Raw genomic sequence first — 14,403 nt, 5'->3', positions numbered from 1 at the left:
GGCTGAAACGACCCGCCCCCCGCGGGGACGAAGGGAAAAACGCAGCAGCGGGCCCGGCGGCCTGCCGTGTGGCAGGTGCCGGGCCCGCTGTGTGAAAAAGGAGGAGGAAAGGCAACGGTAGGGGACGTCTCACCAGAGCGCGTGGAGGAAGCGGAAGGAGAGTTTCTTAAAGATGTTTTGGCCCTTGGACACCGAGCGGATGAACCGGTCGACAAAGACCAGAAATTCGCGGAACTGCTCCGGCGTCATCTGGTGTTGGCTGAAGCCGGCTTCCAGCACCAGCTCGATGATGGGCAGGGCCTCGCCGTGCTCCAGGTGGTCGCCAAAGGCCACCTCGATGCTGCTGGCCATCCCGTAGTAGGAGTGGGCGTGGGTGTAGCCGAAGGAGAAGAAGTCCAGCGCCTGCAGCAGGTAGCGGTAGAGGCGGATGATGTTGCGGCGGGGCTCGTCGGTCTCCAGGGAGCGCTTGAAGCGGTGGATGCGCACAAACCGGCGCAGGGCCAGAAAGACGGCGGCGACGGCGATCAGGCCGCCCAGCCAGACGATGCCGGTCCAGACGATGGTGGTCCAGGGGGCGTTTTTGAGGGGGCGCCGCCAGGTGTCGAAGATGGAGAGGGGATCGTCCACCCCGTCAAAGGTGACGCTGCCCCCGCCGATGCTGTCGCTGGGGTCGCCGCTGCCGGTCCCGCCCCCGCCCCCGCCGGAGATGATGGGGGGCGCCACCTCGCCGTCCACCACGGGCAGGGTGTCGTACTCGATAGAGCGGTAGGGGGTCATCTCCACCGGCACCCAGCCAAAGCCGTCCAGGTAGATTTCCACCCAGGCGTGCATGGTGCTGCCGCTGACCATGGTGCCCCGCCGCTCCACCAGGGCGGTGACCCCCAACAGAGGCTGTTCGATGGGGACCTTCTCGTCCTCCAGCCCGCGACCGCTCAAGGTCTGGGGGGTGAGGGCGTAGCCCTCCACATAGCGGGCGGGCACGCCGGCCGAGCGCAGCATCATGGCGCCCGCCGAGGCGAAGTGGGTGGCAAAGCCGCTGTCTCGCTGGGTGAGGAAGTACTCGACAAAGTCCTGCCCGTCGGGGGTGGAGCCGGGGGCGGGGTTGTAGTGGTAGTGTTCATTCAAATAGCTGCGGACCCAGTCGGTGTAGGTGGCCAGGTCGCCCGCCTCCGCCAGGGCCTGGGGGGTGAAGAGCTCGTCGGTGAGCACCTTCTGAATGTTCTCGGGCACCTGGGTGTAGGTCTGGTAGACAAAGCGGCGGTAGGCCGCCTCCCGCCGGGCGTAAGCCGCCGCGTCGCGGTCGCGCTGCGCCGCCTCCTGCAGGGGGGTGTCCATGTCCACCCCCAGCAGGTTGGGGGTGGTGTAAAAGTCAAAGTCGTAGGAGCCGGCCCAACGGTTGTTGTCGGTCCAGATGGTGCTGTCCAGGTCGGTCTGGGTGGTCTCCCGCTCGGGCAGCTCCTCCCCTTCGAGAAGGAGGGAGGGGTCGATCTCCTCCCCGATGTACCAGGGGTAGACCGCGCCGTAGGGCACGTAGGTGAACTGCTTGAGGGCGGTGTCCTTGAGCCCTTCCACCGAGATGGTGGCGTGGGAGAGGTAGACCCCTTTGAGCACCGGGTTGTCGATGGTGTCACAGAGGGCGATGTAGTCGCTGGGGAGGTTTTGGGGAGAGGTCTCCGCCTCGGAGAAGAGGGTGCCGAAGGCCTGCCGACCCGTCTGCTCGGCCTCCTCGTCCAGGGTGTCCCACCGGTCCCCCCGGTAGATCCCGCCCACATACCCCTTGAGGTAGATGGACTGGCCCAGGGTGGGGGTGCGGATCATCAGGTCGTTGGCGGCGTCGTAGTTGCGCCAGATGCCCAGGCGGCTCAACTGCCCGTGGTAGAGGTTGAGGATGCGGCTGGGCTCTTTCTCCATCGACACCTCGGAGAGCTTGTGTCCGGCGCCGTTGCGAAAGGAGGTAAAGGCCTGGCTGTTGTACAGCGGCGGCGAGATGATGAGCCCGCCCGCCGCCAGGCAGCAGAGGCAGAGGCCGATGAGGACACAGCCGCTCTTGAGGGCAGTGGCGTAGCGGTAGCTGTAATTTCGGTAGTCCACCCGAAAGGCGCGGGTCTTTTTTTCGATTTTTTCGGAGAAATCCCTCTTGGCGCGGGGGTGCCGGGTGGCTAGGTGCAAAGAGAGCACCAGCGCGTAGGAGGCGGCCAGCAGCAAGAAGGGGAGGTAGGAGGGGGTGAGGCCGTAGAAAAGCCCTGGGAGCAGCGGCAGGAAGGTGGCCGCCAGGTAGAGGAAGATGTTGGGCCGGTAGAGGATGGCCACCCCAATGACAAAGAGGATGCAGCAGAGGGCAAAGTTCACAAAGAAGCGTTCGCTGGACGGCTGGTCGTAGAGGGGCGGGATCCGGTAGGGGATCAAAAATTCAAAGGTGTGCCAGTTGAGCAGCTCGATGACCCGGTTGAAAAACATCTCAAAGCCGAAAAAGAGGGCGTCGCTTTTGAAGAGGCCGAAGGAGACGGCGGCAAAGAGGACCGCCCCCGTCCCCGCCAGGGGGTATTTAAAGAGGGTGTAGAGCAGGCAGACCCCCACCAGGCAGACCCCCAGCGCCACCGGGGAGACAAGGCTCACCGGCAGCTGGTAGAGGGTGAGGAAGCTGGCCAAAAAGGAGAGGGTGCAGAGCCCCAGCAAAAACAGCCGCACATACCACCTGGCCTGGGGGGCGCGCCGCTCCAGGGCGAGGGAGGTGTCCCGCAGAAGGACGATGTCGTCCCCCTCCAGCGGGGGGAGGGGCGCCGGGTGGCGCAGTTTGTAGAGGAGGGAGGGTTTCTTGCCGCGCTTTTTCTTCGCTTTCAAAGTCCAGTCCCCCCCTTCACAGGATCAGGGCCTGCAGGGCCCCTTCCGGGTGGTCGGAGTCCACGCAGATACAGCGGATGCCATACCGGTCCAGCACCGGCATGTCGCAGTGGTCGAAGTCGTGGATGTAGAAAAAGGTAAAGGGCTCCCGGTGCTCCATCCCCATCTGCTCGATGGGGCCGGTCTCGATGATGGGGGCCAGGTAGAGGACCTGGGCGCTCTTGGCCACGGTGAAGTTCTGGCAGTAGGCCTGCAGGGCGTAGATCTGTTCGGTGTAGCTGGCGGCGTCAAAGAGGTCGTCCAGGCAGCCAAACAGGTCGGCCTCATCGGTGATCCGGTGGGAGGCGAGCCCCCCATTTTGCAGGTCGTACCAGTAGACGGTGTGCTCGATCCCCTCCTGCAAAAAGAGGGGGGAGAGGACACAGAGGGTCTCCAAGATGGCGTCAAGGTAGTTCTTGTCCTCCCGCGAGCCGGAGACCCGGTAGAGCTCCAAGAAGATGCAGGTGGTGTCCTGCAGGGGGAAACTGGACTCCTTGACGATCATCTCGCCCACCTTGGCGGTGAGTTTCCAGTGGATGTGGTTGATCCGGTCGCCGGGCTGGTATTCCCGCAGCTTGAAGGTCTCGGAGGAGTCGTCCCCTCGCCGGTGGCGGGAGAAGGTGTTGCTGTCGGGCACGTGGCGGAAAAAGTCCACCCCGATGCGGGCGGCCGAGTCCACAAAGGCGGGCAGCACCGGCAGCACGAAGCGGCTGTTCGGCTCCAGCCGGATGCAGGTGATCCCCAAAAAGTCGTACAGCCGCACCTCGCCCAGGGAGAAGGTGATCTTCCCGGTGTGGCGGGGGGCCACCGAGTAGGAGATGGTCTGGGTGTTTTTGGAGAAGACGGGGGTCTCCACCACCGTTCGGTTGGGGTCGCCGTAGAACTGGTGGCGGGCCAACAGCTCCACCTGGCAGCGGGCGATGGGCAGCCGCCCCCGGTTTTTGATCTGCAGCTGCAGGGAGAACGACTCGCCCCGCCCCAGGGAGTGGGGGCCGGGCAGCAGCTCCACCTTGACTTTTTTGGCGCAGTGGCGCAGCAGCAGATAGAGCCCCAGAGGGAGCAGCAGCGCCATGGCGAAGGCCAGCATGGACAGGTACTCCCGGTAGGAGAAGGCGAACACCGCCATGGCGACGCAGAACGCCCCGTAGATGATGCGCGCTTTTTTCACGGGAACATCCCCTTTCGGCGTCTTCTACTGTTGGTCGAGCAGGCTTTCGGTGATCTGCGGGGCCGGGGTGTCGTTGAGGATCTCCTGCAGCAGGGTCTTGGCGGTGACCCCGCCGACCCGCGCCTTGGAGCCCAGCACCAGCCGGTGGGCGCCCACGTCGAAGAAGGTCTCCTGTACGTCGTCGGGCACCACGAAGTCGCGGCCGTAGAGGTAGGCCATGGCCTTGGCCATCCGGATATGGGCCAGGGCGCCGCGGGGGCTCATCCCCAGGGTGATCATGGCGTGGTTGCGGGTGGCCTCGGTCAACTGGGCCACATATTCGTAGATGGCCTTGTGTACGGTGACCAGCTGGGTCTCCCGCTGCATCTGCAAAATTTCCTCCCGGCTGGCCTGGGGGATGACCTCGTCCAGCGGGTTGCTGTCGTGGCGGCGCTCCATGATGGTGATGGTGCTCTCCACGTCGGGATAGCCCATAGAGAGGCAGATGAGGAACCGGTCCAGCTGCGACTCGGGCAGGATCTGGGTGCCCGCCGAGCCCACCGGGTTCTCGGTGGCGATGACGATGAAGGGCTTGGGAGTCTCGCGGGTGACCCCGTCGACGGTGATGCGGCCTTCCTCCATCACCTCCAGCAGGGCCGACTGGGTCTTGGAGGAGGTGCGGTTGATCTCGTCGGCCAAAAAGAGGTTGCAGACCGCCGCGCCGGGCTTGTACTCAAAATCGCCCAGCTGCTTGTTGTAGATGGTGAAGCCGGTGATGTCCGAAGGCATGACGTCGGGGGTAAACTGCATGCGGTGGTAGTCCAGCGAGAGGGCCTTGGAGAAGGCCATGGCCAGGGTGGTCTTGCCCACGCCGGGGATGTCGTCGAGGAGGACGTGACCCTGTGCCAGCAGGGCCATGAGGATCTTGGCGGCGATGTCGTCCTTGCCGACCACTGCTTTTTTGATTTCAGAAAGGATGCTTTGCGCCTTGGGGTTGTACGTGTGCTCCATGCTTTCACTCCCTTTTTGCTCTGTCCGCGCGGCCGCCTCCCCGCGGGGCGGGGCGGCAGGGCGGCCGTTTGCTATAACAACAGTATACATGAGCAAATTTTTTCATACAACCTGACGGAGGTTACAAAGTGTTACAGTTGGGTTACAGCGCGGACGGAGCAGGGAAAAGAGGGAGGCAGATCTGGTTGACAAACGGGCGCGGATGGGCTAAAATATAAAAGCTGTGTTACGAATATCCAGCAATTTTTGGTGTGCTGCGCTGTAACACAAAGGCTGACGAGGCGTAGCTCAGTTTGGTAGAGTGCCTGGTTTGGGACCAGGATGCCGCAGGTTCAAGTCCTGTCGCCTCGACCAATTTTTTTGTTGACAACGCAAAAAGAAGATGGTATAATCCATACCGTTGTCACATTTGCTGGTGTAGCTCAGTTGGTAGAGCAGCTGATTTGTAATCAGCAGGTCGGGGGTTCAAGTCCGTCCACCAGCTCCATTGAAAAGGGCCGGCCAATGTGGCTACTAAAATAAAATATGGTGGAGTTCCCGAGTGGCCAAAGGGGGCAGACTGTAAATCTGTTGCGTTTCGCTTCGATGGTTCGAATCCATCCTCCACCACCAAACCTGCGGTGAGCAATTCGCACTCCGTAGGTTTTTTCTTTTTGCAGCAATGCTCCCGCGCTCGGGCAACACCTAAAGTGTCCGCCCCTTTCAATAAATCAATCGCCGTATGGTTGCGTTTTGCAGCTGTATGGCGATTTCTTTTGTGTTTTTCTGCCGTGTGTATCCCAACAGAGCCGATCTGGCGGCCAACACAGTTTAGAAGGTCCTGGTGCAGGGATTTCAATCCTTCCTTCAGTTTCTCACGCGCCTTTTTGCGCCCTTGTGGCTGGGATATGGGCGGGCCTCTCGATCGTTTTTCCCACTCAAACGGGCCGGTCCCCCTGGGATGACCGGCCCGTTTTTAGTATTCGTGCGGACTTGCAGGCTTTTTATCAGTATGCGGAATATGGTCGGAAAAGAGGATTGTCAAAAATTTCATAGAAAGACTTGACATGCTGTTCTAATTGGATTATTATTCTAATTAGAAATAAATTCTAATTATAGATCAAGGGTCAAGTGAAATGATAAAGCGAAATACGATTCAGAGGGCTTTGGTCTTGAAGGCGGTCAATACCTTACAGTGCCATGCCACCGTTGAAGAAATTTACAATTTGGTTGTCAAAGAGTACCCCAATATCAGCAAGGTGACTGTCTATCGGAATTTAAATCAGCTTGCGGAGAACGGGGAGATCCGAAAGCTGGAGGTTCCGGGCGACGCCGATCGGTTCGATCACCTATGTCACGATCACTATCATGCGAGATGTTTAAAATGCGGTCGGGTTTTTGATGTGGATATGGACTACATTGAAGATTTGGAAAAACGGATCAAGGATGCCCACGGTTTTGAGTTTAGCGGCCATGACCTGATGTTTAAAGGCATCTGCCCGGATTGCAAAACCAAGTCTCAGTCATAGCCCTTTCGCAAATTCAATGTGCCATACGGGGTGTACGATCCCGTAAATAATAAATTAGGAGGATATCAGCATATGAGAAGCATTACAACATTGGACCTGCAATATGCGCACAGATTTTACGGCTTTAAGGGAGAAGCTCAGTACTTGCACGGGCACACCGGTGTTCTGACCATTGAGGTTGAGGATTCGGTGGAATCTGGTGTAAATATGGTTTTCCCTTGCAACGAGATCCAGAAAACCGCTTGGGGAGTTCTGAAGAATTTTGACCACGCGCTGATCCTCAGAGAGGATGACCCCCTCCTTCCCGCCGTTCTTGACGTGTACGAAAAGCAAGGCATCCGCAACGGCGCACCGCAGAATCAGATGAAAGGCCCGGCTTTCAAAACAGAGTTGGCCACCGCTTATCCGGACTGCCGGTTGGTTGTTACAAAAGAAACCATGACGGTAGAGGGCATGATCAAAATCGTCTATGATTTGCTGAAGGATAAACTCAATATTGCCAAGATCACCTTTACCAGTGGTGTCAATGCAGCTTCTGCTGAATTCCAGACGGACAACAAGATCGATCGCTGCCCCTTGTGCGGCATCGCCCTCGATGAGAACGGCGTATGCCCCAAGTGCGGATATAGAAAAGCCGACAAATAAGTGCCGTGATATGTACAACTGAATGGCATGGAAACCGGGGCAACGCAGAAGTTGCCCCGGTTTTCCTTTTGAGAAACACTTTTTGTTCTGGGTGGCTAAAGTGCCCGCCCCTTCAAACCTGCGGTGAGCAATTCGCGCTCCGCAGGTTTTTCTTTTTGTAGGATAGCGCCTGCGCGTGGGGCGGTGCCTCGCCTGTTCGCACCCAACATTGCTTTTTTGGGGTGCATTTCATATGGGGAGGATACTTATCTCTTTTCATTGCGTCTGTTTGCCGCAGGGGGGCAAGAGAGCGGGGAGGGACAGGGGCTGCTCTTGCTGGAAGTAGAGAAAGCTCTTTGAAGTGCCTGATGGGGAGGGCAGAACGTTTTTTAAGTCAAAGAGGCGGCCGCTTTTTCGAATCGGCCGCCTCTTTCTTTATATGGGTAGCAAAAATAAAGTTTGCCGGGCCGACGGGGGCCCGCTTGAGAAAAAAGCCGCTCACCCCGCAGGGGAGCAACTCCGACCATGTGGGGGAAAGATGGCCGGTTTTGCCCCTCCGGATCAGGCGCGCTTCCTGGAGATGAGGGAAAAACCGCTTTTCATAAAGAATTTTCCATCATTTACCTGTACGCAAAATTCGACAAAATCCCCTACAATCAAACAGGTGGACAAACGGGTCAAAAGGAAGGAATTTGCAGAGAGACAAGGGGATGGCGACATGTGGAAAGCAGTCGAAGGGTATATAGAGCATCTAGAGTGGGGGGAGAGAAGCCCTGCCACCCGCGGGCAGTACCGCCGGGACATCGAGGCATTCCTCCGCTGGCTGTCGGGGCGGGAGCTCACCAAGGAGCGGGTGATCGGCTACAAGAGGCACCTGCAGGAGGTGTATCAGCCAGCCAGCGTCAACGCAAAGCTGGCGGCGCTCAACGGCTTTTTCTCGTTTTTGGGCAGACACGACCTGCGGGTGAAACAGCTGAAAATCCAGCGACAGGCCTTTTGCTCCAGAGAAAGGGAGCTGTCAAAGGCCGAATACCTGCGCCTGGTCCGCGCGGCGGAGACCCGGCGTGGCGACAGGCTCTCGCTGCTGATGCAGACGATCTGCGCCACGGGTATCCGCGTGTCGGAACTGCACAGCATCACCGCCGAGGCGGTGGAGAGGGGGGAGGCGGTCCTCCAGCTCAAGGGGAAGACCCGGGTGATCTTGCTGACGGGAAAACTGCGGAGGAGGCTGCAGTGCTATCTGCGCCGGCAGGGGATCAAGAGCGGCCCGGTATTCATCACCCGCACGGGGCGGCCGCTGGACCGCTCGAGCATCTGGCGGATGATGAAATCGCTCTGTGCAGAGGCTGGGGTGGAGCGCAGCAAGGTCTTTCCGCACAACCTGCGGCACCTGTTTGCGCGCTGCTTTTATGCCGTCGACCGGGATCTGGCGAAACTGGCCGATATTTTGGGACACTCCAACATCAACACCACCCGCATCTACATCATCTCCTCCGGCAGAGAACACCGCCAGCGGATGGACGCCCTAAAACTGGTGCTTTAAAAACAAAAAAAACTACATAATCTGCATTATGTAGTGGGTGTCAACCGAAAACTTTTTTAACTTTTAATTCATATTACCATTCTCTTCCTGCCACAGTCAAGGGCCCCGTGGATATTTTACAGATACAGGCGTCAGAAAGAGACCTTCCGATCCTCTTTTTCGGGAGGTTTGATTTGCTGCGCGCAGATAGCTGTCGGTCCTGCTGCGAATGCCCTTTTGCGGGGCCGATGGGCAATGTCCATGCTCCCTATTTTCTCCAGGTGCGCACATAATGCAGATTATGTGGCAATTTGGTGGGGAATTCAATGGGAGCCGCCAACAGGTTCTCTTGAAGAATAAAAAGGAGGCATACATATGGGCAAAGTAAAGATGCCAAAGAAACTCTTGTCCCTGGCGCTGTGTGCGGCGCTGGCCATATCCATGGGCAGCGTCACCGCATTTGCGGCAGAGGCGACGGTTTCCACGGCGGACGAGCTAACCAGTGCTGTCCAGAGCGGCGGCACAGTCAAACTCGGGGCGGACATCGAGCAGAGCGTCGTCGTTCCGACGGGGGTCACTGTCACCCTGGACCTGAACGGCAAGACCCTGACCGCCAAGGACAAGGACGCCATCTACGTGAGCGCCGGTGCCACCCTCGAGGTGATCGACTCGGTGGGCGGCGGCAAGGTGCAGGCGGCGGTAAAGGGCTATGCCGCGGTGTTCAACAGCGGCAAGACCACCCTGTCCGGCGGGTACTACACCCGCAGCGCCAACCAGTGGTACACCATCTGCAACCACGGCGAGATGACCATCAACAAGGGCGTCACCGTAAAGACCACCGTCGACACCGTTTCCAGCTTGATTGAGAACGGCTACTCCTCTTATGCTGCGGCCAAGCCCAACGAGCGCAACAACTACGTGGAGGGCGCCAACAGCGCCAGCCCGACGCTGACCATCAACGGCGGTTCCTTTACCAGTGCCGGCTACAACCCCGTCAAAAACGACGAGGGCGGCGTTCTGAACATCTACGACGGCGCGTTCAGCTGCCCGACCTATGAGGGGGCTGTGGTGCAAAACTGGAACATCGCCAACATCTATGGCGGCACCTTCACCGCCAGCGGCGATGTCGCCTGCGTCGTCTCCAACGGCAGTTGGGGCGACCACGCCAAAGGCCAGTTGGCCATTTCGGGCGGCACCTTTGTGGTGGACGAGCAGGCCACCAGCGCCAAGCTGTTCTCCTACGGCCAGGGCTCTGGAGCGGGCGGTTCGGTCGCCATCAAGGGCGGCGACTACACCGGCGAATTTGATAGCGCCCTCATGGACGACTACTACGACACCAGCATTTCTGCCGGCACCTTCACCTCTCCCGACGCGGCGGACTACGCCGTGCAGAGCGCCGTTGCCGCCTCTCTGAACTCCACCGGCAAGACCTACATCGGCACCGCTGCCGAAATCAACGAGACCCTCAACGAAAAGGCCGCCAAGGGCGACAAGGTGACCGTTCTGTGCGGCGATGCGGACCTGACCGGCCTGGACCAGGTCGCCGTCACCAACACCGGCAGTGGCAATGTCACCGTCAATGACGTGCCGGTCACCGACACCCCTGTCACCACCCATGGGGCCGTCACTGCTGTTGCGGAAAAAGCGCCCACCTGTACCGAGGATGGCAATATCGCCTACTGGTACTGTGCTGACTGCGGGAAGTACTTTGGCGACAAAGAGCTGACCAAAGAGATCGCCCAGGCGGACACTGTGGTGAAGGCCGTCGGCCACTCCGCAGGTGCTGAGTGGGTCTCTGACGGCAACCAGCACTGGCACCTGTGCACCGTCTGCGGCGAAAAGGTCGAGGCGGCCGAGCACACCTTCAAATGGGTGGTCGAAAAGGAAGCCACCGCCACCGAGAAGGGGAGCAAGTACGAGGCGTGCACTGTCTGCGGCTTCAAGAAGGCGGCTGTGGAGATCCCGGCCACCGGTGAAGCGGGCGCCGAGGATGAAAAGTCCGACACGGCGCAGACCGGCGACTTTGGCAGCGTTGGGCTGTGGGTCACCCTCCTGCTGGTATCCACCGCAGGGCTGACCGGCGCCGCCGTCTACGGCAAGAAGAGAAAATACAACAAATAGCGCCATTTAAGGGAGCGCCCGCGGCCGGACCGCCGGGCGCCCCTTTTTTGTTTGGGCGGCGGAAGGGAGGTGCCGGGCTGGGCGGGGTGCCGAACAGCGCCCTGCGGCAGACGGGCGGCCGTTGTTTGACAGGCCTGCCCGATGGATGATTTTCCCCCATAAAAGGGCGCTGTAAATTTGCAGCGCCCCCTTTTAATGAGGGCGATTTCCTGATAAAATAAGGCAAATGACAAACGCCTGCCCGCGGTGGCGGCAGTGAAAGGAGGGCGAAGATGAACGGTCCCCAAACACCGGAGGAGTTTTGCCGGTTTCTCTGGCACCAGTATCTGGAGGAGCGCCGCTATGACTTTCTTGCAGAGGTCGTGGACCCCGCGCTCAGCGTCATCGGCACCGGGGCGCACGAGGTCAGCCGCAATGTCCAGGCATTTGAGGCGGCCATGGCGCGGGAGAGCGGGGAGTGGAACGGCACCTTCCTCATCAAGGACCAGTGGTATCAGACGACCGCCCTCTCGGACGGGTGCTGCCTGGTGATAGGGGAGCTGGTGGTGCGGGAGAGCACCGGCGACGGCATCCCCTACGACCTGCACTTTCGCTTTACCGTGGTGCTGCGCAAGGGGGATGGGGGCTGGAAGCTCGTCCACGTCCACCAGTCGGTCCCCGACCCCAACCAGACCCAGGACGAGTTCTTCCCCCACCGAATGGTGGAGCAGACCGGCCAGCAGATCATCTACAACCTGCGCCACGACTCGCTGACAGGGCTGCTCAACCGCCTGTATTTGACGGAGACGGCCAGCCGGCTCATCGGCAACGGCCCCCAGGGCTGGCTGCTGGTGCTGGACATCGACCACTTTAAGGACATCAACGACAGCCTTGGCCACCCCTTTGGGGACAAGGTGCTGATTTCGCTGGCGCAGAGCGTCAAGAGCGCCTTTTCACAGGCGGTGGCGGGCCGGGTGGGGGGAGACGAATTTGTCGTCTACCTGCCGGGCGAGATGCCGCAGGCGGCGCTCGAGAGGCTGTTGGCCCGCTTTAAAGGGGATTGGGAGGAGAGCCAGCAGGCGCTGCAGGCGGGCCGCCCCATCACCGTCAGCATCGGCATCTCCCAGTGTCCGCGGGACGGGGCGGATTACGAGACCCTCTGGCAGCGGGCGGACGAGGCCCTCTACACGGCCAAGAAGGGCGGCCGAAATCAGGTCTGCTTTCGCCGCGGCGGGGAGTGATGCCCCGGCGCGCAACTGAACAAACGGCCTGCACGCGGCGCAGGTCGTTTTTTCACCGGGCGGTGTGCGCCCGTTCCTTTGACCAAACAATCAGTGCCCCCACAGCGCCGCGGGCGGGGGGAGAAGGAGGCCCTTTTGTGAACCAGCCGGAACAGCTGTCCAACTGGCTGAACTATCTGATCATCGCCTTTTACATCTATCTGCTCGTGCCCAGCCGCTTTTCGGGAAAGCGGGCGGTGGCGGTGCTGACGGCGGGGAGTTTGGCGATTTTTTTGCTCAGCCTCTCCCTGTATCTCTACAAGGGCCGGGCCTTCGTCATGACCTTCAGCGCGCTGATCATCGTGTTGCCGGTGGTCCTGCTGTCCCTGTTTTACGCCAAATACCGGGACGCGCGAACCATTTTTACGGTGGTGACCATCTGCTCGATCATGATGGGGGTGGGGGTGATCGGGGAGATATGGAAGCGCTTTTTGAGCCCCTGGGTGGAGATACCGCTGGAACTGGCCCTGCACCTGGTCCTGCTGACGGCCATCGCCCGGGTGTTTCAGGAGCAGTTTTTCCTGATCCAGGAGCGGTTTCGCCGCCTCTGGCTCCTCCTCACCGCCATCCCCTTTCTCTACTGCGAGATTTTTGACCTGCTGGCGGATTCGGCGCGCCTCTCCCTCTACCGCGGGGAGGGCACGGCCGTTGTGCTGATGGTGGTCTGCGCCATGATGGCCACCTATGTGCTGCTGCTCCTCTTTTTCCGCCAGCTGCGGATGCAGTTGGAACAGGAGCGGGCCAACCAGATCTTGATGGCCCAGGTCGAGGTGATGAAGGCCCAGGAACAGGCCATTTTGAGCAGTGAGGACCGCATCCGCATCTACCGGCACGACCTGCGCCACTACCTGCAGATCGCCGACGAGCACCTGCGGGGCGGGCGCTATCAGGAGGCGCGGCAGATCGTAAACGACCTGGACGAACAGGTGTCAAAGAGCACGGCCGTGCACTGCTACTGCAAGAATCTCACCGTCAACGCCGCCCTTATGGGGTACCTGCGGCGGGCCGAGGAGGAGGGGATCGCCGTCCGCTCGGCGCTGGAGTTCCCCGACCCCCTGCCCGCAGAGGAGTTGGAGTTGGCGGTGGTGCTGGCCAACGCGGCGGAAAACGCCCTGCACGCCTGCCAGAAGATGCCCGAGGGGACCCAGCGCAGCATCGTGCTCAGCGGCCAGGTGGTGGGGGACAGCTTTTTGCTGGAGATCGCCAACACCTACCGGGGGGAGATCGCCATTGACCCCAAGACAGACCTCCCCCTCCCCGAGGGGGAGGAGCACGGCGTCGGCACCAAGAGCATGATCGCCTTTGCCCGCAAGTACGGCATCCTGCTCGACAGCAGCGCCGAGGGGGGCTGGTTCGTACTGCGGCTGCTCTTTCAGATGGGGGGGCGCTAGCGGGCGCATTTGTGCCGGTGCCCCGCTTGTGGTACAATGGCTGCAACCACCCGCGCATCGGCGCGGGCGAAAAGAGGGGGTGACAGGGTGAAGATCGCCATCTGCGACGACGACCAGGAGCAGTTGCGCGCGCTGGAAGAGAGCTTCTCTCAGTACCGGTGGGAGCGCGGCTGCGAGATGGAGCTGTGCCGGTACGGCTCCTCCGCCCAGCTGTTGGGCGAGATCCAGGGCGGGGCGCGCTACGACCTCTACCTCCTGGACGTGTTGATGCCGGAGGTGGACGGCATCCGTCTGGGGGAGGAGATCCGCCGGACCGACTGGGAGGCGGCGCTGGTCTACCTGACCTCCTCCCGCGACTTTGCGCTGGAGGCCTATGGGGTGAGCGCCTTTCAGTACCTGCTCAAACCGGTGGAGAGGCAGACCCTCTTTTCCCTGCTGGACGCCCTTCGCACCTGGCGGCAGACCGGCAGCGCCCCCCAGTTTGCCTTTAAGAGCAAGGCGGGGCTCACGGCGGTCTACCAGAGCGAGATCCTCTATGTGGAGTACCGCAACCACATCCTCTATTTTCACCTGGAAAACGGTGAGACGCTGCCCTCCCTGCACATCCGCGTCCCCTTTGAGCAGGCGGTGGCCGTCCTCCTGGAAAACGAGGACTTTCTCCACCCCCACAAGTCCTATGTGGTGAACATGAGCTGGGTGCGCCAGCTCACCTCCAACGCCTTTGTGATGGGCGACGGCTCGCTCATCCCCATCCCCAGAAAGAATTTCAGCGCGGTCAAGAGCAGCTATATCCGCTTTCTCGCGCAGAAGAGTCGCCGCCGGGGCCCCTTTGTCTTTGCGGGTCCCGCCGGAGAAGCGACGGTTTGACAGAGAAAAAAGGCCCGCGGGCGCAGCGCGCTCACGGGCCTTTTTTGCCTTTTGGCGGAGAGGGGGGCGATGG

10 protein-coding genes and 3 tRNA genes are annotated in these 14,403 nt (G+C 60.5%); 10 read left to right on the top strand and 3 right to left on the bottom strand.

What is annotated here, in order from left to right:
- Positions 1 to 129 precede the first annotated feature (129 nt).
- The 3 genes from BN3266_RS05690 to BN3266_RS05680 are packed head-to-tail and all read right to left on the bottom strand — an operon-like array spanning position 130 to position 5,038.
- Positions 130 to 2,841, bottom strand: coding sequence for a transglutaminase-like domain-containing protein (locus BN3266_RS05690; protein ID WP_059004379.1), 2,712 nt, complete (start codon positions 2,839 to 2,841; stop codon positions 130 to 132).
- A gap of 16 nt (positions 2,842 to 2,857) precedes the next feature.
- On the bottom strand, positions 2,858 to 4,048 hold the full coding sequence (locus BN3266_RS05685) for a DUF58 domain-containing protein (protein WP_059004378.1): 1,191 nt from the start codon (positions 4,046 to 4,048) through the stop codon (positions 2,858 to 2,860).
- A 24-nt stretch (positions 4,049 to 4,072) separates the two neighbouring features.
- Positions 4,073 to 5,038, bottom strand: a complete 966-nt coding sequence (locus tag BN3266_RS05680) for an AAA family ATPase (RefSeq protein ID WP_059004377.1) — start codon at positions 5,036 to 5,038, stop codon at positions 4,073 to 4,075.
- 277 nt (positions 5,039 to 5,315) lie between these two features.
- Here BN3266_RS05680 and BN3266_RS05675 point away from each other — a divergent pair.
- The 10 genes from BN3266_RS05675 to BN3266_RS05630 all read left to right on the top strand — a co-directional run bounded on the left by BN3266_RS05675 (position 5,316) and on the right by BN3266_RS05630 (position 14,330).
- Positions 5,316 to 5,392: transfer RNA gene (locus BN3266_RS05675), tRNA-Pro, on the top strand.
- A 57-nt stretch (positions 5,393 to 5,449) separates the two neighbouring features.
- Positions 5,450 to 5,525 (top strand) — tRNA-Thr (locus BN3266_RS05670).
- Positions 5,526 to 5,565: 40 nt separating this feature from the next.
- Positions 5,566 to 5,650, top strand: a tRNA-Tyr gene (locus BN3266_RS05665).
- 503 nt (positions 5,651 to 6,153) lie between these two features.
- On the top strand, positions 6,154 to 6,546 hold the full coding sequence (locus tag BN3266_RS05660) for a Fur family transcriptional regulator (RefSeq protein WP_059004376.1): 393 nt from the start codon (positions 6,154 to 6,156) through the stop codon (positions 6,544 to 6,546).
- Between the two features lie 72 nt (positions 6,547 to 6,618).
- Positions 6,619 to 7,191 carry a 6-carboxytetrahydropterin synthase gene (locus tag BN3266_RS05655; RefSeq protein ID WP_021658110.1) on the top strand — a complete coding sequence of 191 codons (573 nt, stop codon included), beginning with the start codon at positions 6,619 to 6,621 and terminating at the stop codon, positions 7,189 to 7,191.
- Positions 7,192 to 7,888: 697 nt separating this feature from the next.
- Positions 7,889 to 8,713 carry a tyrosine-type recombinase/integrase gene (locus BN3266_RS05650; RefSeq protein ID WP_044991752.1) on the top strand — a complete coding sequence of 275 codons (825 nt, stop codon included), beginning with the start codon at positions 7,889 to 7,891 and terminating at the stop codon, positions 8,711 to 8,713.
- A 354-nt stretch (positions 8,714 to 9,067) separates the two neighbouring features.
- Positions 9,068 to 10,813 (top strand): hypothetical protein, encoded by a 1,746-nt coding sequence (locus tag BN3266_RS05645; RefSeq protein WP_059004375.1) that lies wholly within the window; start codon positions 9,068 to 9,070, stop codon positions 10,811 to 10,813.
- A 272-nt stretch (positions 10,814 to 11,085) separates the two neighbouring features.
- Positions 11,086 to 12,033, top strand: a complete 948-nt coding sequence (locus BN3266_RS05640; RefSeq protein WP_059004374.1) for a diguanylate cyclase domain-containing protein — start codon at positions 11,086 to 11,088, stop codon at positions 12,031 to 12,033.
- Between the two features lie 137 nt (positions 12,034 to 12,170).
- Complete coding sequence (locus BN3266_RS05635; protein ID WP_059004373.1) at positions 12,171 to 13,463, top strand: sensor histidine kinase; 1,293 nt, start codon at positions 12,171 to 12,173, stop codon at positions 13,461 to 13,463.
- An 87-nt stretch (positions 13,464 to 13,550) separates the two neighbouring features.
- Positions 13,551 to 14,330: a LytR/AlgR family response regulator transcription factor gene (locus BN3266_RS05630; protein WP_059004372.1), complete on the top strand. Its 780-nt coding sequence runs from the start codon at positions 13,551 to 13,553 to the stop codon at positions 14,328 to 14,330.
- Positions 14,331 to 14,403 lie beyond the last annotated feature (73 nt).

The sequence above is a fragment of the Bittarella massiliensis (ex Durand et al. 2017) genome, assembly GCF_001486165.1.
GTDB classification, from domain to species: Bacteria; Bacillota; Clostridia; order Oscillospirales; family Ruminococcaceae; genus Bittarella; species Bittarella massiliensis.
The sequence above is the reverse complement of the archived record's forward strand: the minus strand, read 5'-3'. Positions and strand labels throughout refer to the sequence as shown.

Bases quoted from the DNA above. Each gene is read 5' to 3' on its own strand.
- BN3266_RS05680 (WP_059004377.1), bottom strand. From the start codon at position 5,038: ATGGAGCACACGTACAACCCCAAGGCGCAAAGCATCCTTTCTGAAATC.
- BN3266_RS05660 (WP_059004376.1), top strand. From the start codon at position 6,154: ATGATAAAGCGAAATACGATTCAGAGGGCTTTGGTCTTGAAGGCGGTC.
- BN3266_RS05655 (WP_021658110.1), top strand. From the start codon at position 6,619: ATGAGAAGCATTACAACATTGGACCTGCAATATGCGCACAGATTTTAC.
- BN3266_RS05650 (WP_044991752.1), top strand. From the start codon at position 7,889: ATGTGGAAAGCAGTCGAAGGGTATATAGAGCATCTAGAGTGGGGGGAG.
- BN3266_RS05645 (WP_059004375.1), top strand. From the start codon at position 9,068: ATGGGCAAAGTAAAGATGCCAAAGAAACTCTTGTCCCTGGCGCTGTGT.
- BN3266_RS05640 (WP_059004374.1), top strand. From the start codon at position 11,086: ATGAACGGTCCCCAAACACCGGAGGAGTTTTGCCGGTTTCTCTGGCAC.